The organism is Marixanthomonas sp. SCSIO 43207 (assembly GCF_019904255.1).
Taxonomy (GTDB): Bacteria; Bacteroidota; Bacteroidia; order Flavobacteriales; family Flavobacteriaceae; genus Marixanthomonas.
The window spans coordinates 316,244-336,510 of record NZ_CP063203.1 but is presented as its reverse complement, the minus strand read 5'-3'; the positions used below and the strand labels follow the sequence as shown (position 1 = coordinate 336,510).

The following is a 20,267-nucleotide window of genomic DNA, read 5'->3' as shown; positions in this document are numbered from 1 at the left end:
AATGGCGGATCGATTAGTGATTTTAGGAGCTGGTGAAAGCGGAGTAGGAACAGCGCTCTTAGGAAAGAAACAAAAATATGAAGTCTTTGTTTCAGACTTCGGAAAAATAAAAGAAACATATAAACAAGTTCTTATACATAATGAGATTGACTGGGAAGAAGAAGGTCATACTGAAGCCAAAGTGCTTTCAGCAGATGTGGTGATGAAAAGTCCGGGAATTCCTGACTCTGCAGCTATTGTAGTAAAACTGAAAGATAAAGGAGTTTCTGTTATTTCTGAAATTGAATTTGCGTCACAATTTACCAATGCAACAATTGTAGGAATTACAGGAAGTAATGGAAAAACAACCACAGCAACATTAACCTATGAGGTGCTTAAAAATGGCGAGCTAAATGTTGCTCTGGGCGGAAACATAGGAAAAAGTTTTGCCGAACAAGTTTCTGAAGAAAAATTTACAAGCTATGTGCTGGAGTTGAGCAGTTTTCAATTGGACGGAATAGAAACGTTTAAGCCACATATAGCTGTTTTAACAAACATTACACCAGATCATTTAGACCGATACGATCACGATTTCAGTAAATACATTGCTGCAAAATTCAGAATTACAATGAATCAAACAGCAGATGACTATTTTATTTACAATGCAGATGATGAAGTGATTACATCTTGGCTTTCTGAACATCCTATACCATCTCAATTATTGCCCTTTTCAGCAAAAAAAGAGTTGAAACAAGGAGCGTATATAAAAAACAATGAAATAATAATAACAATAGATAATAAGCAATTTACTATGCCAATAACATCTTTAGGTTTACAAGGAGAACACAATACAAAAAACGCAATGGCGGCTTCAACTGTCGCTAAATTATTAAAAATACGCAAGGCTACCATTAGAGAGTCTATGGAAAGCTTTCAAGGGGTTGAGCACCGTCTTGAAAAAGTTTTGAAGATTAACAATGTCATGTATATCAATGATTCAAAAGCGACCAATGTTAACGCTACATTTTATGCGTTAGACAGTATGGAAAGCCCAACTGTTTGGATTGTGGGTGGCGTTGATAAAGGAAATGATTATTCAGAGTTACTTCCGTTAGTTAATGAAAAAGTGAAAGCAATTATTTGCTTGGGTGTAGATAATGAAAAGTTGACAAGACAATTTGGAAATATAGTAGATATGATGGTTGAAACACAATCTATGCAAGAAGCTGTAAAAATAGCTTACAAGTTGGCTGAGAGAGGCGATAGCGTGTTGTTGTCACCAGCTTGTGCAAGTTTTGATTTATTTACCAATTATGAAGATAGAGGAAGACAGTTTAAAGAAGCAGTAAGACATCTTTAAATATTGAACTAAAAGAAATGCGAGAGATTTTTCATCACATAAAAGGAGATCGGGTTATATGGGCCATAGTGGCACTATTGGCTGTATTTTCGTTTTTACCGGTTTACAGCGCCAGTAGTAATTTGGCGTATTTATACGGTGATGGAAATACCTTACCTTATTTACTGAAACATCTTGCGCATCTATTATTAGGATTTGCCATTTTGTATGGTATTCATAAAATACCTTATCATTATTTTAGAGGGTTGTCAATTATTGCTTTACCGCTTGTAATTGTATTGTTATTATTAACCTTGGGGCAAGGAACAACCATTGATGGGGCAAATGCTAGTCGCTGGATTAGGGTGCCGTTTGTAGGCGTGACTTTCCAGACCTCTACATTGGCAGCAGTAGTATTACTTACATATGTAGCACGATATTTATCAAAAATAAAAGATACATCGGTTACTTTTAAAGAAACCTTGCTTCCGCTGTGGGTGCCTGTTTTTGTTGTGCTGGCATTAATACTTCCGGCAAACTTTTCAACTACGGCTATCATTTTTGCAATGGTAGTTATGTTGGTATTTGTAGGAGGTTATCCTTTGAAATATCTTACTATCATTCTAGGAGCCGGTCTTTTGTGCTTAACACTCTTTATTTTGACAGCAAAAGCATTTCCTGGAGTGTTTCCTAATCGAGTAGATACGTGGATAAGCAGGATAGATAATTTTGTTGATGGTGAAGATACCGAAGCAGATTATCAAATTGAAAAAGCAAAAATTGCTATTGCTTCAGGAGGAATTACAGGATTAGGTCCCGGAAAAAGTGTTCAGAAAAACTTTTTACCACAATCATCCTCAGATTTTATCTATGCAATTATTGTAGAAGAATTTGGACTGGTTGGCGCTTTGTTTTTACTATTCCTATATCTATTTCTACTTTTTAGACTGGTAATTGTAGCCTATAAATCAACATCAATTTTCGGAAAATTATTGGTAATAGGTGTTGGTTTGCCAATTGTATTTCAGGCCTTTATAAACATGGCAGTTGCTGTTGAATTATTTCCTGTTACAGGACAAACTTTACCGTTAATAAGTAGTGGAGGAACTTCAATCTGGATGACTTGTTTGGCTGTAGGAATGGTATTAAGTGTAAGCGCAAATAGACAAATTAATAAAGAAAAGGAAGAGCAAGAAGAAAACCCTTTAGACGTACTAAGTGAAACCATATAAATTTATCATATCAGGCGGTGGAACCGGTGGTCATATCTATCCGGCAATAGCTATTGCAGATGAACTTCGGCAACGATATCCCGATGCAGAATTCTTATTTGTGGGTGCAAACGACCGTATGGAAATGGATAAAGTACCACAAGCTGGTTATAAAATTAAAGGATTATGGATTTCAGGATTGCAACGAAAATTAAGTTTAAAAAACTTGATGTTTCCGTTTAAGTTACTTTCAAGTTTATTCAAGTCAAAACAAATACTAAATAAGTTCAAACCCACGGTAGCAATTGGTACAGGAGGATATGCAAGCGCACCGTTATTGAAAATAGCTTCTCAAAAAGGAATTCCTTGTTTAATTCAAGAGCAAAACAGTCACGCCGGTATTACCAATAAATGGTTGAGTGGTAAGGTGAAAACCATTTGTGTAGCCTACGATGGGATGGAAGCATTTTTTCCTTCAAATAAAATTGTTTTTACCGGAAATCCGGTTAGGCAAGACTTGCTAGATATTTCACAAAAAAGAAACGAAGCGCAATCCTTTTTTGAACTTGACCCTTCTAAGAAAACCTTGTTGGTTTTGGGAGGAAGCCTTGGCGCAAGAAAAATAAATGAATTAATAGATGCTTCACAAGCATTCTTTACTGAAAACAATGTACAAGTAATCTGGCAATGCGGAAGTTTTTATGAAGAATTTTACAAAGATAAAACGTCAAAAACGATTAAAGTGCACGCTTTTTTAAATAGAATGGATTTAGCTTATGCAGCTGCAGATATTATTATTTCAAGAGCGGGAGCGCTATCGGTTTCAGAATTGTGTCTGGTAGGAAAACCGGTGATATTTATTCCTTCGCCTAATGTTGCAGAAGATCATCAAACCAAAAACGCTAAAGCTGTTTCAGAAAACAATGCAGCTATTTTATTGAAAGAAAATGAACTAAATGAAACATTTGAAACTACGTTTTTAAGTTTGCTTACTTCAGAAGAAAAGCAGCATCAACTTTCAGAAAACATAAAAAAAATGGCCAAACCTAATGCCACAAAAGATATAGTGACAGAAATAGAAAAATTAGTATCAAATAGATGAAATATTTAGACAACATACAAACCCTTTATTTTATAGGTATAGGTGGCATCGGTATGAGTGCATTGGCTCGTTACTGTAAGCTAAAAGGGTATGATGTTTCAGGATATGATAGAACAGAAAGTGATATTACCGACACGCTCATTTCTGAAGACATTTCTATTTCATTTGAAGTTTCCGTTGAAAGTTTTAAAGAAAATAGCTCTGACAAAGAAAATACGTTGATTGTATATACGCCTGCGGTTAAGGCTAACGCAATACTTTCATACGTTAAAGACCAAAATTATACCATTGTAAAAAGAGCTGCCTTACTAGGTGAAATTACAAAAGACACTTTTTGCTTGGCAGTAGCCGGGACACACGGTAAAACTACAACTTCGGCTATTCTAGGTCATCTTTTGGCAGAAACCGGAATGGCAGTAACTGCTTTTCTAGGCGGAATAGCAGAGAACTATAAATCAAACTTTATATCAAACGGGACAATGATAACGGTAGTAGAAGCAGATGAGTTTGACCGCTCTTTTATGCAGTTAAGACCCGATATAGCTTGTATCACTTCAATGGACGCAGATCATTTAGATATTTATGGCGAGGCCTCAGAATTTGAAAATACATTTAAAGATTTCTCTCAATTAATTGAAAATAAAGAACACCTTCTGTATAAAAAAGGATTGACACTTGAAGGAAGAACAGTTGCAATTGAAGAAAAAGCAGATTATGAAGCACAGAATGTTAAAATTGAAGATGGCGCTTATGTTTTTGACCTAAAAACACCTACTAGAACTATTGAAAATTTACACTTTTTTTTGCCCGGCAAACATAACCTACATAATGCTGTAACTGCTTTGGGTATGGCGATTTTAGCAGGCTCCCCAACCTATCGCTTACCCGAAGCGTTACAAAGCTTTAAAGGTGTGCACAGAAGATTTTCATATAGAATTAAAACCCAAGATCTAGTATTGATTGATGATTATGCGCATCACCCAACAGAATTAAACGCTTTGCATCAAGCTGTAACCGAAATGTATCCTCAGGAAGAGAAATTGATTGTTTTTCAGCCCCATCTTTTTAGTCGAACAAAAGATTTTGCTACAGAATTTGCTGAAAGTTTATCACAATTTGACGAAATAGTATTACTAGATATTTATCCTGCACGCGAAGAACCACTACAAGGAATAACTTCAAAATGGTTGCTGGAAAAAGTAAAGTCAAGCAGAAAAAGATTAGTTACAAAAGATGAATTACCTACTGTTGTAAAACAATCAAAATGTAAAATAAAGATTATGGCAGGCGCTGGTGATATTGGTGTTGAGGTAAATAAAGTAAAAGAGTATTTGCAAGATGAAGCATAATAGTATATACATAAAATATATTCTTTTATTTGGTCTGGTTGTGTTTTTATTCAGCTTTACCAAACAACGAAATAATGCTCGAAATTTAACAAAAACACAAATTGAATTCTTAGATGAGGGAAGCCCTTTTATTACTCGTAATACGGTTAATAAATTGTTGATACAAAATTACGACAGCGTTACGAGCATCCGCAAAGATGAGTTAGCTTTGAAAGAGGTGGAGTCTCGTTTGCTTAAAAACGACATGATACGTGATGCAGAGGTGTTTATAACCCTCAAAGGAGAGCTAGGAGCTAAGATTACACAGCGTAAGCCGTTGGGTAGAGTAGCGGCATCTCCAGATTATTATATTGATAGTGATGGTAAGCAAATGCCTCTTTCATCAGTTTATAGTGCTAGGGTACCATTAATTACTGGAGTTACAAAAAGTAATTTTGCTCAATTAACACCGTTGTTAGTTTCAATAGAGGAAGATTCATTTATGAAAAGCAGTGTGGTAAGTCTAGAGGTAGATAAAAACGGGAAAATAGTATTACGACTTAGAAAACACAATTTTAAAATACTTTTTGGAAAACCCGTTGCCATAGCCAATAAGTTTCAAAACTTTAAGGCGTTTTATAAAAAAACAAAACAAGATAATAAGCTTTCAAGCTATAAAATGATCAACTTACAATTTGGAGATCAAGTAGTAGCAACAAAAATATAAGCGATGGAAAACGATAACATAGCTGTAGGATTAGATATAGGAACCACAAAAATCGTAGCCATGATTGGCCGTAAAAATGAATACGGTAAAATGGAAATTTTAGGCATTGGAAGATCTAAAAGTCTTGGTGTGCATAGAGGTGTAGTAAATAATATAACACAGACTATTCAATCTATACAACAAGCCGTACAAGATGCCGAAACTTCTTCAGGAATGAAGATTGACAACGTCATGGTAGGTATCGCTGGGCAGCATATTCGCAGTTTACAACACAGCGATTATATAACACGAAGTGACAGCGATGAGGTAATTGACGAGGCAGATATTGAGCGCTTATGCAATCAAGTACATAAACTTGTAATGCTTCCGGGAGAAGAAATTATACACGTACTTCCGCAAGACTTTAAAGTAGATGGTCAAGCCGAAATAAAAGAACCTATAGGAATGTATGGAGGCCGTCTTGAGGCTAATTTTCACGTTGTGGTAGGTCAAGTATCTTCCATACGAAATGTTGGCAGGTGTATAAAAAGTGCTGGTTTAAACCTTTCAGCAATAACTTTAGAACCATTGGCTTCGGCAAATGCTGTTTTAAGTAGAGAAGAAAAAGAAGCCGGCGTAGCTTTGATTGATATAGGTGGTGGTACAACAGATTTAGCCATTTTTAAAGATGGAATCATTCGCCACACAGCTGTAATTCCTTTCGGCGGAAATGTTATAACTGAAGACATAAAAGAAGGCTGTTCAATAATTGAAAAACAAGCCGAACTTTTAAAAATAAAATTTGGATCTGCTTGGCCTGGAGAAAACAAAGACAATGAGATTGTTTCAATCCCTGGACTACGCGGTCGTGAACCAAAAGAAATAACACTTAAAAACCTTTCAAAAATCATTCACGCTCGTGTAGTTGAAATTATTGAACAAGTGTATTTAGAAATAAAAAATTATGGTCACGAAGAGCAAAAGAAAAAGTTAATTGCCGGGATTGTTTTAACAGGAGGAGGAGCACAACTCAAACACTTAAAACAGCTTGTAGAATACATTACCGGTATGGATACCCGTATAGGCTATCCTAATGAGCATTTGGCTGGAGGAAGCGATGATGAAACTACCAGCCCAACGTATGCAACCGCTGTAGGATTGGTGCTAAGTAGTCTTAATAACCAAGAAAAAGCGCAACAAAAAAAACAACAAAATGAAGTAGAGCCTTCAATTGAACCAACTGAAGAAGAAACTACAACCAGTGAAGAGTCTAAGGAAGAAACTAAAGAGCCACCAAAAGAACGTAAACGATTTCTTGACAAATGGGCTGAAAAGTTTAAAGAATTCTTAGACAACGCAGAATAAAAAATTAAAAAAGAAAAGAAAGAAGAAGACAACCTCACAAAAATAATGGATATGAGTAGCAACACAGATTTTGATAACATTTCGTTTGATTTGCCAAAAAACCAATCAAACGTCATAAAGGTAATTGGCGTTGGAGGCGGTGGAAGCAATGCCATCAATCACATGTTTAACCAAGGGATAAAAGGGGTAGATTTTGTGATATGTAATACAGATGCACAAGCTTTAGAAAATAGCTCAGTTCCTATTAAAATTCAGTTAGGTGTTTCCTTAACTGAAGGACTAGGAGCGGGAGCCAATCCGCAAATTGGCGAACAATCTGCTATGGAGAGTATGGAAGAAATCAAGTCTATGCTTACCACAAATACCAAAATGATATTTATTACAGCTGGTATGGGCGGTGGTACAGGTACAGGAGCGGCCCCTATTATTGCCAAAATGGCCAAAGAGCTTGATATTTTGACAGTAGGTATTGTAACCATTCCATTTCAGTTTGAGGGTAAAACACGTAACGAGCAAGCACAAATAGGTGTAGAAAAATTACGTCAAAATTGTGACTCACTCATTGTAATTAACAACAATAAACTACGTGAAGTTTATGGAAACCTTGGTTTTAAAGCCGGTTTCTCAAAAGCAGATGAAGTACTTGCCACCGCTGCTCGTGGTATAGCCGAAGTAATTACACACCACTACACACAAAATATTGACTTGCGAGATGCAAAAACAGTATTGGCAAATAGCGGTACAGCAATTATGGGTAGTGCAAGTGCAAGCGGAGCAAACCGTGCAAGTGAGGCCATAGGAAAAGCATTAGATTCACCATTATTAAATGATAATAAAATTAAAGGAGCCAAAAACGTATTGTTGCTTATCGTTTCAGGAACCGAAGAAATTACCATTGATGAAATAGGCGAAATTAATGACCATATTCAAGATGAAGCTGGGCATAGCGCAAACATAATTATGGGTGTTGGTGAAGATTCAGAATTACAAGGAGCCATTGGCATTACAGTAATTGCAACTGGTTTTAATGCAGAACAACAAGACGATATTGTAAATACTGAAACAAAAAAAATCATTCATACCCTTGAGGAAGAACAAAAAGCCGAACAAGACTTATCCGTTAAACGCGGAGCGACACCGGTAGAATTACCTAAGCAGAAAGAACCTATAAGAGAAGAAAAACCAATCATCAAGCATACTTTATTTGAAGAAGAAGAGGTTGAGGAAAAAATGCCTCCTATTTCTGAAGTAAAGAAAACCAATTCAGATTCAAACATTCCTTTTGAGGGCTATGTTGAAACTTCAGAATTGATAAAAAACATTGATGTTTCTTATGAAGAAATTGATATTCATCACATTGCAGAGTTTGAACAACTTGTTATTAATGAAATGGATGTAAATGATTTTGTAATTGTTGAACCTAAGGAAGAAAAGAAAGAACAACCACAATCAGTTTCAGAAAGCTCTAAGAGAAAACATACAGCATCAGAAAGTGATGAGCAAATGTTGATGTTTGATCTCCCTGTAAAGCCGTCTCAAGAAACGCCTAAAAGATTTCAATTGTCTGAAGACGAACAAGAAACTTTAACTTCAGATGTAGAAGATATAGAGGTAAATGAACACGTAGAAGTAATTCCTGTTACCGAGTTTTCAAACAAAGGCATAAAGCGTTACAGTCTTGATGATTATCAAGAAAAAGAAGACGAATTAACACAAGCAAAGCCCAACGCCAAAAACGAAAAGGCTGCCGAAGAAGAATTACAATTTGAAAAGAAAACGGTAACACCTCAAAAGGAAAATGAAAGTCAAGATGATTCAGAGCAGGTTGACCCGTTAAATTCGCCAATTTCAAAACTCCTTAAAGAACGAACAGAGGAGCGTAAAAGAAAAATGAAAGATTTTAACTATAAATTCAGAAATAACTCTTCTCGTATTGAAGATATAGAAAATCAACCTGCTTACAAGCGTATGGGTATTGATTTATCTGAAAAAGATACAGATAATTCTATATCAAGAACTTCGGTAAGTGGTGATGATGATGATATTGAGCTAAGAAGTAATAACTCATTTTTACATGATAATGTAGATTAAAGAAATATTTTTTCTTCATTTACAAAACCTATAAGCATCGCTTATAGGTTTTTTTCTTTAGTAATAAAAACATATTAGCTATCTTCGCATACTGTTATAAAAACACATTAAAATGAGCTTACAAAAGCAAGTTATGGAGGCTATGAAGGTAGCCATGAAAGAAAAAGACGCAAATGCATTAGAAGCTTTGCGATCTGTTAAATCTGCAATCTTAGTAGCCCAGACTGAAAGTGGTGCTAAAAAAGATTTGACTGAAGAAGAAGAAATAAAACTTGTTCAAAAACAAGTTAAGCAAAGAAAAGATAGCGCAGCTATTTATCAAGAACAGGGTAGGGAAGATCTAGCTGAACCTGAACTTAAACAAGCAGCTATTATAGAACAGTTTTTACCAGAACAATTAAGCGAAGAAGAGATAGCTAAGGTCGTTGATTCTATTATTGAAAAAACCGGTGCAAACTCTATGAAAGATATGGGTAAAGTTATGGGAATGGCAAATAAAGAACTTGCTGGTCAAGCAGATGGTAAGACTATTTCAAGTATAGTTAAACAGCGATTGGCTTAGATTATTTTTTGACTTTAATTTGTAGGCCGCGTAGTTCAACTGGATAGAATATCAGATTTCGGCTCTGAGGGTTGAGGGTTCGAATCCTTCCGCGGTCACTATTTAAAAAAAATCACAATCAAATATTTGATTGTGATTTTTTTTTAATTAGGATAGTATAAAAAAAAGAGCCACTTAACAAAGTGGCTCTTTTACAATTATGTTGTTACTATCTATTAATAGATAGACGTTATAATTAGTTGTTATCCCAGAATAACTTACTTAAAATGGTATCACCATTACTTAATCCAGAAACAGCTTGCTGTCTATTAGCACCATTTAAAGTTTGGATACTTACAGGATACGTTAATCTGTAAGGAAGATCTGTTGCATTAACTGCAGGTTGGAAAGTATATGATGTTACATTAGCATCATCAGCTTGTTCAGTTGGTAATGTATACGTTTCACCTGGCAAGAATAATACATCAGGGAATCCAGTTCTTCTGTACTCAGCAAATGCTTCGTGTGATTGCATATAAAGTGCAACATACTTTTGGTTTAAAACATTGGCACGGTTTGCTGCTGGTAAATTAGCAACAAAGGCATCAACGTCTGCACTTGCAACACCCCATTTTTCCATAGAAGCTCTTACACCATTTTCATATTCAGCTTGACTAAAGTTGTTATTTTCTGAAAGTAAGAAAGCAACTTCAGCATATTCCATTAAAACTTCACTGTAATCTGGCTTTAATACATTGCTACTTGGATATGAAAATGTAGCAGCACCAAGTTGATTTAATGATTCAAAAGCGTAAGGTACACCTTCGTAGTCATCATAATTTGTGCTTTCTTCATAATCATCTGCCTTAATTTGAGATATTGTAACAGTTTTTGGAGCTGCCATTTTAAATAATCTTGGGTCTGGACCAAAATTACCTGTTTCACCTTTTAATAGGTTTACAAACGGGTGCGCTACAGCAAAATCTGTTCTACTAATAAAGGCTGACCACCAAGGAGATGATTCAAGATCTGTCTCTCCATAAGCTTGTGCGGCATTATCAGCATTTGATGTCATTACACCATCGTTTATAGCTGCAGAAATTGCGCTATTAGCTAATCCAGCATTTGTAGATTTAACTCTTGTAGCTACTCTTAAAATTAAAGAGTTTGCAAACTTTTTCCACTTTGATGCATCACCATCAAAAATATTATCTCCACTGATAAATACAGGTTCAGATAAAACAATCATATCTGCTGCTTCTCTCAATTCTTTTAATAAATCTGCGTAAATCTTTTCTTGAGTTGCAAAAACAGGTGATTGGAATTCGTCCACATTAAGAGCTTGGAATTCTGGGTCATCACTACCATATGAGTAATAAGGCACATCTCCAAAACTATCAGTTAGTTTATGGAAAAGATACGCCAGCATAATTCTTGATGCTGCAATTTGATTTGCGTTAGCACCAACTGCAGAAGCTTCTCCTGCAGTATCTGGGTCTGCGTTTATATCAATAATAGTTTTAAACTCATTAGCAGCTAAATAAAGGTTTGAGTAAATGCTCTCTACAGATGTTTCTCTAAATAAATAGCGATCTTCATCTGCGTAGGCAGTTTGCCCCCAATATTCAACCCAGTTTAATGTTAATCTACCGCTGTTGAATGAACTACGCATTACATCTGTATATAGTTTTGTAGCTCTGTTGAAAACTGTATTTGTTGGTACAACTTCCGGTGCGTTAGGGTTCTTGTTATAGTCTTCAATATCTTCACTACACGAAATAAATGCAGAGGAGATTGCGAAGAACATTGTTGCAATTAATATCTTTTTCATATTTTCTTAAAATTTTAATTCTACATTAAATCCAATTGATCTTGTTGATGGCAATGAACCACCTTCTGCTCCCTGGATGTTTCCACTACCAGTACTAGCTACTTCAGGATCAAAGTTTTCATTGTCTAATCCCCAAACCGCTAGGTTTCTACCAAATGCACTAATTCTAACAGAGTCTAATTGATCAAACCACTTTGAAGGGAATGTATAACCAATAGATACTTCACGTAATTTTACGTAATCTGCATCAAATACGTTTTGAGCATCGTTTCCTGTGAAGAAACCTTGACCCCAACGTTGAGCTGAAATACGAGTTGTATTTGGAGCTGTGTCAGTTACAGTATAGTTTCCTTCATCATCATAAGTTACTGTTCCTGTAACCCCATCTAATACAAGTCCTTCTTCACGAATGTTGTTCGCTACTGTAGACTCTAAGATACCAGAGTAATGACCCCAAATGTTTGTAAGTGATCTGTATTTACCACCTTTTTGAATGTCAATAAGGAATCCTAAGTTGATACCTTTATATGTAAAGCTGTTTCTAATACCCATGTTGTAATCTGGAAGAATACTTCCTAAATTTTCAACATTTTGAGTTTCAGCGTAAGTACCGTCTGCGTTGATAACTTTGTTTCCTTCGTTATCATAAACGTAGTTAGTACCTCTAATTACACCGTAAGGCTCTCCAACTACTGCATTTAAAGTTACACCGTTAAATGTGTAGTTTGCTAATACTAATGACTCTACGTCTTGGAAAAGACTAACTAATTCATTTTCGTTTTTAGCAAAGTTCCAAGTGATATCCCAAGAGAAATCATCGGTTCTAATTGGAGATATATTTACTAAAGCTTCAATACCTTTGTTTTCTAATTGACCTGCATTAACAAAAGTAGAAGTGTACCCAGTTGATGGATCTACTTGAACTGGAGTAATAAGGTCATTTGTTAATTCGTTATAATATGTTACGTCAAAACTAAAACGGTTATCAAAGAAGCCCATTTCTAAACCAACTTCCCATGTTTCCTTAAGCTCTGGACGTAATGTATTACTAGCATTAGTATCTGGAGTGTCAAAACGGATAGTTCCTAAGAAACTTGTTTGTGGGTTAAATGTATTACGTAAGTTATATGGTCCTGTATCACTACCAACTTCAGCATAACCACCACGTATTTTACCAAAAGATAACCAAGAGGCATCAATTAATTGTGAAAATACAACACTACCATTAATAGAAGGGTAGAAGAATGAATTGTTGCTAGCTGGTAAAGTTGAAGACCAGTCATTTCTACCTGTAACAGTTACATAAGCAAAATTATCATAACCAAAAGATGCAGAACCAAACACACTGTTTATTCTTGTTCTAGAATCATACTCTGTAACTGTTGCGTCATCAACAGAGTTACTTAAGTTGTAAATTCCTGGTACTACTAAACCTCCATTTGTGAAACCACTAAGTCTGTGGAACTCTCCTTCTCTTCGGTTTGTACCAACAAATGCATTAAGACTTAACTTATCATCAAAATACTTGTCATCATAGTGAAGACGTGCTTCATAGTTTATTTCTTGGAAATTTCTGTCAGACTCATTGTGTTGAGAAACTTGTGTAGAAATATCACTCATTGCGATATCTTCACTAATTCTTAAGTTATAAGTATCGGCATAAATTTTACCTACTGCATATACTTTATCACTGAAATCATATTGCAAACCTACATTACCATACCAACGAGTTCTTTTATCCTTTGCAAGGTTTTTATTTAAAATCCAGTATGGGTTGTCTGTATATCTAGCTTCAGGAGTATCAAAAGCTTGACGGTTCCAAGTTCTTTGTGTTCCGTCAGGTAATTGAAACTTTTTTAATCTGTCAAAATCTAATTGCGTTTGACCAAATTGGAATAACTGAAGAATAACACTATTATCACCATAACCAGACTCAGGTCTGTTAAAACCGTCAGTTACTGTAAGGTTTACACCAGCATCAACTTTAATACGATCAGTAATTTGAGTTTCACCGTTAAAGTTAACAGTGTTTTTATTTAACTCAGTGTTAGGTACGATACCTTGTGTCTTTGTATTGTTAATAGAAAGACGCATGTTTGATTTTTCGTTTCCTTGTGTAAATGAAATACCATTGTTAAAAGATACTCCTGTGTTAAAGAAGTCTTCTCTATCATTTTTAGGGTATTTCCATTCTCTTGGATTTAAATAATCCTCTGGAAATTCTGGGTCAAAAGCGTCCCAGTGTAATACTTGCTGACCGTTATATCTTGGACCCCAAGATTCATCCGTAGCATAATCAACGATGTTATACGTAGTACCGTTAATAACAGCAGTATCAAAAGTTGATTGCTCAATAGTATTTGGGTCTCCAGCACCACCACCATATAGTTTCTGAACTTGTGGAAGAATATTAACAGTTTCAAAAGTAACACCAGAGTTTATTGTAACTTGACCTTTACCTTCTTTACCTGATTTTGTAGTAATTAAGATAACACCATTTGATGCACGAGATCCATAAAGTGCTGCTGCTGCACCACCTTTAAGAACGTTTACGCTTTCTACATCATCTGGGTTAATATCAAAACCAGCATCACCATAATCACGACCACCGCTACCAACTTGAGCAGAAGTTGAGTTATAGTTTGAGTTATCTAATGGAATACCATCAACAACGATTAAAGGCTTGTTTTGCCCTGTTACAGAACCAATACCCCTAAGGATAATTCTAGAAGAACCTCCTAAGTTACCAGTTGGATTAGTGATTTGTACACCTGCTACCTTACCAGATAATGAGTTAATTGCATTACTAGGTCTTGTAACGTTAAGGTCGTCAGTATTTACCTGCTGAGTTGAATAACCAAGAGATTTTTTCTCTCTTGAAATACCAAGTGCAGTTACTACTACGGTCTCAAGAGCCTCACCTTGCTCAAGGACAACATCAATTGTGTTGCTTTGCCCCACAACTACTTCTTTAGGTGTATAACCTACGTAACTAAATACTAAGGTTTCACCGGCCGATGCCTCGATTGCATAGTTACCATCGAAATCGGTTTGCGTCCCTGTTGAGGATCCTTTAACTAAAATGTTTACTCCTAGTAAAGGAACTCCAGACGCATCTTGTACTGATCCCGTAATTTCTTTTGCTTGTGCAAAAACAGCTTGCACCATTACGAAAGACAGTAACGTTAACAGAATTTTAAATTTTTGTCTCATATATGTATTTTTTGTTAAGCTTGTTACAAAACTATTCAAATATCTTGCTTTTAGCATCATATAAACGTTAAATTTTTTACCAATGCTTTAACATTTTTTTATTTTATTAGCAATCAAACGTTTAAATAGTGAAAATCCGCTATAGGTGCAAGTTTAATAGGCACTTCGTAATATTTTAACCTAAAACTTTTTAAATTACTAGATTAAACTAGTTTAAATTTTATAAAATACTAATTTTTATAATTTATCGTTTCATGTTTTTAATATGTTAAATTCCCAAAATAATGATACACTTCAATGGTTGGCTCCTTATGGCTACTTCATTGTTTTTTTGGGGTTTACATTTTTTCTTTTTAGAATTTTTGAAAACTGGTATGCTGCTTATTATAATAAACCGTTATATAGAAATTTACTCATTTATAAAAAGCTAACAAATACTCAGCTTTCCTTTCTTAATTCGCACTTTTTCTTTTATTCAAAGCTCTCTGATAAAGAAAAACGACAATTTCAACATCGAGTTGCCAAGTTTATATCAGAAAAGCAGTTTGTAGGTAGACAAAATTTTGAAATTACAGATAAAGTAAAGGTTCTTATTGCAGCTACAGCATGTATGTTGAGTTTTGGAAGAAAAAACTACAGGTATAACCTAATTGAGTATATACTTGTTTATCCAAGTGAATTTTATAGTGCAGCAAACGAAAATTACCACAAAGGAGAATTCAACCCAAAGGAAAAAGCTCTAGTATTGTCTTGGAAAGATTTTGAAAAAGGATATAAAATCACAGATGATAATATAAATCTTGGTATTCACGAGTGTATGCATGCTATGCAACTAGAATCAATGCAAGGTAAAGATGTAGATTCTATCCGGTTTCAAAAACAGTTTCAAAATATCTTAAAATGCTTGACCAATGATGATGTGAAAGCATTGGTCAATTCTACAGAATATTTCAGAAAGTATGCCTTTACCAATCAATATGAGTTTATGGCAGTTCTGGTTGAGTACTTCATTGAGTCGCCTGTAGAGTTTAACGCTCTTTTTCCTGAAATATATCAACACAAAAAACAGTTGCTTAATTTTACTTTTGCAGATTATTAATTTTGTTTGAAATAGCTTCGGCTATAATCTTTGAATGAATGCGCGAATTTTCAATAAACCACTTGTGAGTTTCCATTCCGCCACAAATAACACCTGCTAAATATAGATTTGACACATTAGTTTCCATTGTTTTTGGGTCATACTGCGGAAAAAACTTTCCATCATTTGAAAGTTCAATACCTAAAGATTCAAGAAAGGTAAAATTAGGTTGGTAACCGGTAAGTGCTACTACAAAATCATTTTCTATTGTTTTGATTCCTTTCGGTGTTTTGATGACAACTTCGGTCTCTTTTATTTCTTCAATTTCTGAATTAAAAAAAGCTTTAATGCTTCCTTCTTTAATTCGGTTTTCAATATCGGGTTTTACCCAATATTTTACACGTTCTCCAATACTTGAGCCTCTTACCACCATTGTGACATCACCTCCTTTTCGCCAAATTTCCAAAGCAGCGTCAACCGAAGAGTTACTGGCGCCTACAACAATTGTTTTTTGCATAACGTAAGGATGTGCTTCTTTGTAATAGTGTGACACTTTTGATAAATTTTCTCCAGGCACATGCATTAAGTTTGGGATGTCGTAAAAACCGGTGCTAACAACAATGTTTTTGGTTTTGTAGGTGTTTTTTTCTGAAGTTACTAAAAAAGTACCGTCCCCTTTTTTGTCTACTTTTTGTATTGCTTCATATAAATTAATTTGCAACTTATTTGATGTAGCGACTCTGCGATAATATTCTAGCGCTTCGTCTCGTGTAGGTTTTGGGTTGTTGCTTATAAAGGGGATTCCGTCAATTTCCAGCTTTTCTGAAGTTGAAAAAAAACGCATATTCAAAGGGTAGTTATATAGCGAGTTGGTTAAGGCTCCTTTTTCTATTACAATGTAATCAAGGTTTTTTTTCTTGCACTCAAGAGCACAGGCAAGTCCAATTGGCCCGGCGCCAATTATAAGTACTTCTTTTTCAATATTCAAAGCGTTGTTTTTTATTGCAAAGATATGAAATAGAGGTCTATTTTCTTTCTCGTAACCAGAGAAGCTATTTTTTTACTAGTTCAGATAGGTTTTCTATTGTGGATGTAGGATTTTCTGAGCCAAATACATAGCTTCCGGCAACCAATACATCTGCACCGGCTTCAACCAGCTGTTTTGCATTTTTATTGGTAACTCCACCGTCAATTTCAATTTTTGTCGAAGCTCCTTTTTCTGCAATTATTTGTTTAAGTTCTTTTACCTTTTCATAGGTGTTTTCTATGAATGATTGTCCGCCAAATCCTGGATTTACGCTCATCATACACACTAGGTCAATATCTTGTATGGTATCTTTTAAAACTGAAACATTTGTGTGCGGGTTAAGTGCTACGCCAGCTTGCATTCCTTCAGCTTTTATGGCTTGAATCGTTCTGTGTAAATGGGTAGATGCCTCATAATGCACGGTAAGTATATTGGCACCTATACCTGCAAAATCTTTTATGTACCGTTCTGGTTGAACTATCATTAAATGAACATCCAATGTTTTATTAGCGTGTTTTGAAATGGCTTCAATCACAGGCATTCCAAATGAAATATTTGGTACAAAAACACCGTCCATTACATCAAGGTGAAACCAGTCTGCTTTACTATCATTTACCATTTTTATGTCTTTTTCAAGATTGGCAAAATCTGCTGCTAAAATAGAAGGTGCTATAATTGTTTTACTCATAATTTAAATTAAAAAAGGTTTTAAAAGTCCTAGTACACTTGTAGAGAGTGGTTCTTTATCTTCTGAAAGTTTTAAATAAGCTTTCAAGTTTTTTAAGTCATTTTCAGTTTTTATGATACTGAAGCCGGTTTTATATTCATCAAAGATACTATGATCATTTTTCTTGTCATAAATAGTAATAAGGTTTTGATGCCTTTTATCTTTTTTTATAGTTTCAAATAAAGATTTTAAAGCTTCTTCATCTCCTTCTAGAACTTGTAAAAAATTTCCGTAGTAATAAAGTAAAATACCGGTAATATTTAATCCTTTATTTTTATGTAATACAGTATTAAAAAGTAGATCCATCTCATTTTCGTTGAGATTATCTGTAGCGCTACTTACATAACAAATACTATGTGTCATGGTTATTGTTTAAAGGTTGTTCTTTTCAAAAATACGATAATCTTACAAAAAAACCTCCGGTAATCAGCCGGAGGTCATTCATCAATCAAAAAACGAACAGTTATTTTACTAACTGTTGTTGCTGTTATTTGAGAATTAACCCAAATAGGTTTTCAATATTTTACTTCTTGAGGTGTGTTTCAACCTTCTTATTGCTTTTTCTTTTATTTGACGAACACGTTCTCTTGTAAGATCAAAGGTTTCGCCTATTTCTTCAAGTGTCATAGGTTGTTGATCGCCAAGACCAAAATACAATCTAATAACATCTGCTTCACGAGGTGTGAGCGTTTCTAAAGATCGTTCTATTTCAGTCTTTAAAGACTCGTGTAATAGGGAACGATCTGGGTTTGGTGATTCTCCACTTCGCAATACGTCATACAAATTAGAATCTTCGCCATCAATTAAAGGTGCGTCCATTGATACGTGACGACCGCTATTTTTTAATGACTCTTTTACATCTGTAATTGTCATATCCAGTTCTTTTGCTATTTCTTCAGCAGAAGGTGGACGTTCGTTGGCTTGTTCTAAAAATGCAAAGGTCTTATTAATTTTATTAATACTACCAATTTTGTTCAAAGGTAACCTAACTATTCGAGATTGTTCGGCTAAAGCTTGTAAAATTGATTGTCTAATCCACCAAACGGCATAAGAAATAAACTTAAAACCACGTGTTTCATCAAATCGTTTGGCAGCTTTAATAAGCCCTAGATTACCTTCATTAATAAGGTCTGGTAGGGTTAAGCCTTGATTTTGATATTGTTTTGCTACTGAAACTACAAAGCGCAAATTGGCTTTTGTAAGTTTTTCTAAAGCTAAATGATCCCCAGCTTTTATGCGTTGAGCCAATTCAACTTCTTGTTCCGCAGTAATCAGGTCAACTTTTCCAATTTCCTGAAGGTATTTATCCAAAGAGGCGGTTTCTCTATTGGTTACCTGTTTTGTGATTTTTAACTGTCTCATGTAGTGTTAAAATAGATTAAGGCAGTGATTATTGCCTGCTATATAGTTATACGTAAAGACTGTTTTAAATGTTACAGAAAAGTTAAAAAAAAATAAAAAAGCCTCCAAAAAATGGAGGCTTTAGTTTGGGTATTCAATTGTCATTATACTCTCACATGACCATCACCAAATACATAATATTTATTGGTAACTAACTGCTTTAAACCTAATGGTCCACGGTGATGTAACTTATCTGTACTAATTGCCAGCTCTGCACCTACGCCCATTTGTCCACCATCTGTAAATCGGGTTGAAGCGTTGTGATATACAGCAGCGCTATCAATATGTTCCATAAACTTTTGAGCCGCTTTTTTATCTTCGGTTAGTATGGCGCTTGAGTGACCACCACTATATTGATTAATCATCTCGATTGCTTCGTCTAAATCATTTACAGCACCAATAGCAATTTTTAATGCTAAAAACTCTTCAAACCATACTTTTTTATCAAGAATGATTTCAGAATCTGTTAATACTTTTTTTACTTCATCATCAACTATCACGTCAACTTTTGAAGCATTAAGTACTTGTTTCAGTTCTTTAAGTTTGTCTTCATAATTGGCAATATTTTTATCTACCAATACTTTGTCAAGTGCGTTACAACCTGAAATCTTATCAGTTTTTGCGTTAATAATAACTTCAAGTGTTTTTTTCCAGTCTGCATCCTTATGAACGTATAAGAAATTATTTCCTCTACCGCTTATTAATACAGCACATTTTGCGTGCTCTTTTACAAACTGAATTAACCGCTCTCCACCTCTAGGTACAATTAAGTCTAGTGGCTCGTCTGGATTTCTTAAAAACTCTTGGGTTTGTTCTCTATTGAGTTCAAGCATTTTAATCCAATCTTTTTTCAAATCATTTTCTTTCAATGCTTGGTGCCAGCACTCAACTAGTATCTTATTACTATTGTAAGCTTCTTTACCGCCTTTTAGCAATATTTTGTTATTGGCTTTAAAAGCAAGTACAGCAGCTTCTATAGTTACATCTGGGCGTGATTCATAAATAATCATAATTGTTCCAAAAGGAGCAGTTTTGTTATTTATTTCTAGTCCGCTGTCTAATGTAATACTAGATATTTCACGATTTACTGGATCATCTTGTTCTTTTACTTCAGAAATGGCTTTAATCATACCGTCAACCTTAGCATCATTAACCACTAGGCGGTCATAAAGCGCTTGATCATCTCTGCTAAAAGCGTCAAGGTCTTTTTTATTTGCTTCTAAAATATCTTCTCTACGTTTGTCAAGTATAGAAATCATACTGTCTAAAACGTTATTCTTAATTTTTGTGTCTATCAATTGCATATTTCTTTCTTTCAGTTTTTATAA

Annotated in this window: 16 protein-coding genes and 1 tRNA gene; 10 read left to right on the top strand and 7 right to left on the bottom strand. The window is 34.8% G+C overall.

Translation table 11 applies throughout. The features are described 5' to 3' along the window. Position 1: 1 nt before the first annotated feature. The 9 genes from murD to INR76_RS01545 all read left to right on the top strand — a co-directional run bounded on the left by murD (position 2) and on the right by INR76_RS01545 (position 9,781). Complete coding sequence (murD, locus tag INR76_RS01585; protein ID WP_223108918.1) at positions 2-1,339, top strand: UDP-N-acetylmuramoyl-L-alanine--D-glutamate ligase; 1,338 nt, start codon at positions 2-4, stop codon at positions 1,337-1,339. Between the two features lie 17 nt (positions 1,340-1,356). Further along, the gene (locus tag INR76_RS01580; RefSeq protein ID WP_223108917.1) at positions 1,357-2,550 is read left to right on the top strand and encodes an FtsW/RodA/SpoVE family cell cycle protein; all 1,194 of its coding nucleotides are present in this window, start codon (positions 1,357-1,359) and stop codon (positions 2,548-2,550) included. Continuing rightward, positions 2,537-3,631 (top strand): undecaprenyldiphospho-muramoylpentapeptide beta-N-acetylglucosaminyltransferase, encoded by a 1,095-nt coding sequence (murG, locus tag INR76_RS01575; RefSeq protein ID WP_223108916.1) that lies wholly within the window; start codon positions 2,537-2,539, stop codon positions 3,629-3,631. The genes INR76_RS01580 and murG overlap by 14 nt, the downstream gene beginning before the upstream one ends. Further along, a complete protein-coding gene (murC, locus tag INR76_RS01570; RefSeq protein WP_223108915.1) occupies positions 3,628-4,980 on the top strand; it encodes a UDP-N-acetylmuramate--L-alanine ligase in 1,353 nt (450 codons plus the stop codon). The genes murG and murC overlap by 4 nt, the downstream gene beginning before the upstream one ends. Next, positions 4,970-5,686, top strand: coding sequence for a cell division protein FtsQ/DivIB (locus INR76_RS01565; RefSeq protein ID WP_223108914.1), 717 nt, complete (start codon positions 4,970-4,972; stop codon positions 5,684-5,686). Before murC ends, INR76_RS01565 begins: the two co-directional genes overlap by 11 nt. A gap of 3 nt (positions 5,687-5,689) precedes the next feature. Continuing rightward, the gene (ftsA, locus tag INR76_RS01560) at positions 5,690-7,030 is read left to right on the top strand and encodes a cell division protein FtsA (protein WP_223108912.1); all 1,341 of its coding nucleotides are present in this window, start codon (positions 5,690-5,692) and stop codon (positions 7,028-7,030) included. A gap of 51 nt (positions 7,031-7,081) precedes the next feature. Further along, complete coding sequence (ftsZ, locus tag INR76_RS01555; RefSeq protein ID WP_223108911.1) at positions 7,082-9,121, top strand: cell division protein FtsZ; 2,040 nt, start codon at positions 7,082-7,084, stop codon at positions 9,119-9,121. 112 nt (positions 9,122-9,233) lie between these two features. Beyond that, the gene (locus INR76_RS01550; RefSeq protein WP_223108910.1) at positions 9,234-9,683 is read left to right on the top strand and encodes a GatB/YqeY domain-containing protein; all 450 of its coding nucleotides are present in this window, start codon (positions 9,234-9,236) and stop codon (positions 9,681-9,683) included. A 24-nt stretch (positions 9,684-9,707) separates the two neighbouring features. After that, positions 9,708-9,781: transfer RNA gene (locus INR76_RS01545), tRNA-Arg, on the top strand. A 137-nt stretch (positions 9,782-9,918) separates the two neighbouring features. Here the strand turns inward: INR76_RS01545 and INR76_RS01540 are convergent. Together INR76_RS01540 and INR76_RS01535 are read right to left on the bottom strand one after the other, a co-directional pair. Further along, entirely contained in the window at positions 9,919-11,493 is a 1,575-nt protein-coding gene (locus tag INR76_RS01540; RefSeq protein ID WP_223108909.1) for a SusD/RagB family nutrient-binding outer membrane lipoprotein, read from the bottom strand. A gap of 6 nt (positions 11,494-11,499) precedes the next feature. Further along, positions 11,500-14,706: a SusC/RagA family TonB-linked outer membrane protein gene (locus INR76_RS01535; RefSeq protein ID WP_223108908.1), complete on the bottom strand. Its 3,207-nt coding sequence runs from the start codon at positions 14,704-14,706 to the stop codon at positions 11,500-11,502. Positions 14,707-14,971: 265 nt separating this feature from the next. Here INR76_RS01535 and INR76_RS01530 point away from each other — a divergent pair, with 265 nt between their 5' ends. Beyond that, a complete protein-coding gene (locus INR76_RS01530; RefSeq protein ID WP_223108907.1) occupies positions 14,972-15,805 on the top strand; it encodes a zinc-dependent peptidase in 834 nt (277 codons plus the stop codon). Here INR76_RS01530 and INR76_RS01525 read toward each other — a convergent pair. The 5 genes from INR76_RS01525 to INR76_RS01505 form a co-directional block, all read right to left on the bottom strand. After that, a complete protein-coding gene (locus INR76_RS01525; protein WP_223108906.1) occupies positions 15,786-16,772 on the bottom strand; it encodes a YpdA family putative bacillithiol disulfide reductase in 987 nt (328 codons plus the stop codon). The genes INR76_RS01530 and INR76_RS01525 overlap by 20 nt on opposite strands. A gap of 64 nt (positions 16,773-16,836) precedes the next feature. Then, positions 16,837-17,499 (bottom strand): ribulose-phosphate 3-epimerase, encoded by a 663-nt coding sequence (gene rpe, locus INR76_RS01520; protein ID WP_223108905.1) that lies wholly within the window; start codon positions 17,497-17,499, stop codon positions 16,837-16,839. Positions 17,500-17,502: 3 nt separating this feature from the next. Further along, positions 17,503-17,901: a BLUF domain-containing protein gene (locus INR76_RS01515; protein ID WP_223108904.1), complete on the bottom strand. Its 399-nt coding sequence runs from the start codon at positions 17,899-17,901 to the stop codon at positions 17,503-17,505. Between the two features lie 135 nt (positions 17,902-18,036). Beyond that, on the bottom strand, positions 18,037-18,900 hold the full coding sequence (locus tag INR76_RS01510; protein ID WP_223108902.1) for an RNA polymerase sigma factor RpoD/SigA: 864 nt from the start codon (positions 18,898-18,900) through the stop codon (positions 18,037-18,039). A gap of 143 nt (positions 18,901-19,043) precedes the next feature. Then, positions 19,044-20,243, bottom strand: a complete 1,200-nt coding sequence (locus INR76_RS01505) for a glutamate-5-semialdehyde dehydrogenase (RefSeq protein WP_223108900.1) — start codon at positions 20,241-20,243, stop codon at positions 19,044-19,046. Between the last annotated feature and the right edge of the window lie 24 nt (positions 20,244-20,267).

Excerpts from the sequence above, each read along its gene's own strand:
- murC (WP_223108915.1), top strand. The coding sequence starts at position 3,628 with ATGAAATATTTAGACAACATACAAACCCTTTATTTTATAGGTATAGGT.
- murD (WP_223108918.1), top strand. The coding sequence starts at position 2 with ATGGCGGATCGATTAGTGATTTTAGGAGCTGGTGAAAGCGGAGTAGGA.
- INR76_RS01510 (WP_223108902.1), bottom strand. The coding sequence starts at position 18,900 with ATGAGACAGTTAAAAATCACAAAACAGGTAACCAATAGAGAAACCGCC.
- INR76_RS01565 (WP_223108914.1), top strand. The coding sequence starts at position 4,970 with ATGAAGCATAATAGTATATACATAAAATATATTCTTTTATTTGGTCTG.
- INR76_RS01580 (WP_223108917.1), top strand. The coding sequence starts at position 1,357 with ATGCGAGAGATTTTTCATCACATAAAAGGAGATCGGGTTATATGGGCC.
- INR76_RS01515 (WP_223108904.1), bottom strand. The coding sequence starts at position 17,901 with ATGACACATAGTATTTGTTATGTAAGTAGCGCTACAGATAATCTCAAC.
- ftsZ (WP_223108911.1), top strand. The coding sequence starts at position 7,082 with ATGAGTAGCAACACAGATTTTGATAACATTTCGTTTGATTTGCCAAAA.
- INR76_RS01550 (WP_223108910.1), top strand. The coding sequence starts at position 9,234 with ATGAGCTTACAAAAGCAAGTTATGGAGGCTATGAAGGTAGCCATGAAA.
- INR76_RS01530 (WP_223108907.1), top strand. The coding sequence starts at position 14,972 with ATGTTAAATTCCCAAAATAATGATACACTTCAATGGTTGGCTCCTTAT.
- INR76_RS01540 (WP_223108909.1), bottom strand. The coding sequence starts at position 11,493 with ATGAAAAAGATATTAATTGCAACAATGTTCTTCGCAATCTCCTCTGCA.
- ftsA (WP_223108912.1), top strand. The coding sequence starts at position 5,690 with ATGGAAAACGATAACATAGCTGTAGGATTAGATATAGGAACCACAAAA.
- INR76_RS01535 (WP_223108908.1), bottom strand. The coding sequence starts at position 14,706 with ATGAGACAAAAATTTAAAATTCTGTTAACGTTACTGTCTTTCGTAATG.
- INR76_RS01505 (WP_223108900.1), bottom strand. The coding sequence starts at position 20,243 with ATGCAATTGATAGACACAAAAATTAAGAATAACGTTTTAGACAGTATG.
- rpe (WP_223108905.1), bottom strand. The coding sequence starts at position 17,499 with ATGAGTAAAACAATTATAGCACCTTCTATTTTAGCAGCAGATTTTGCC.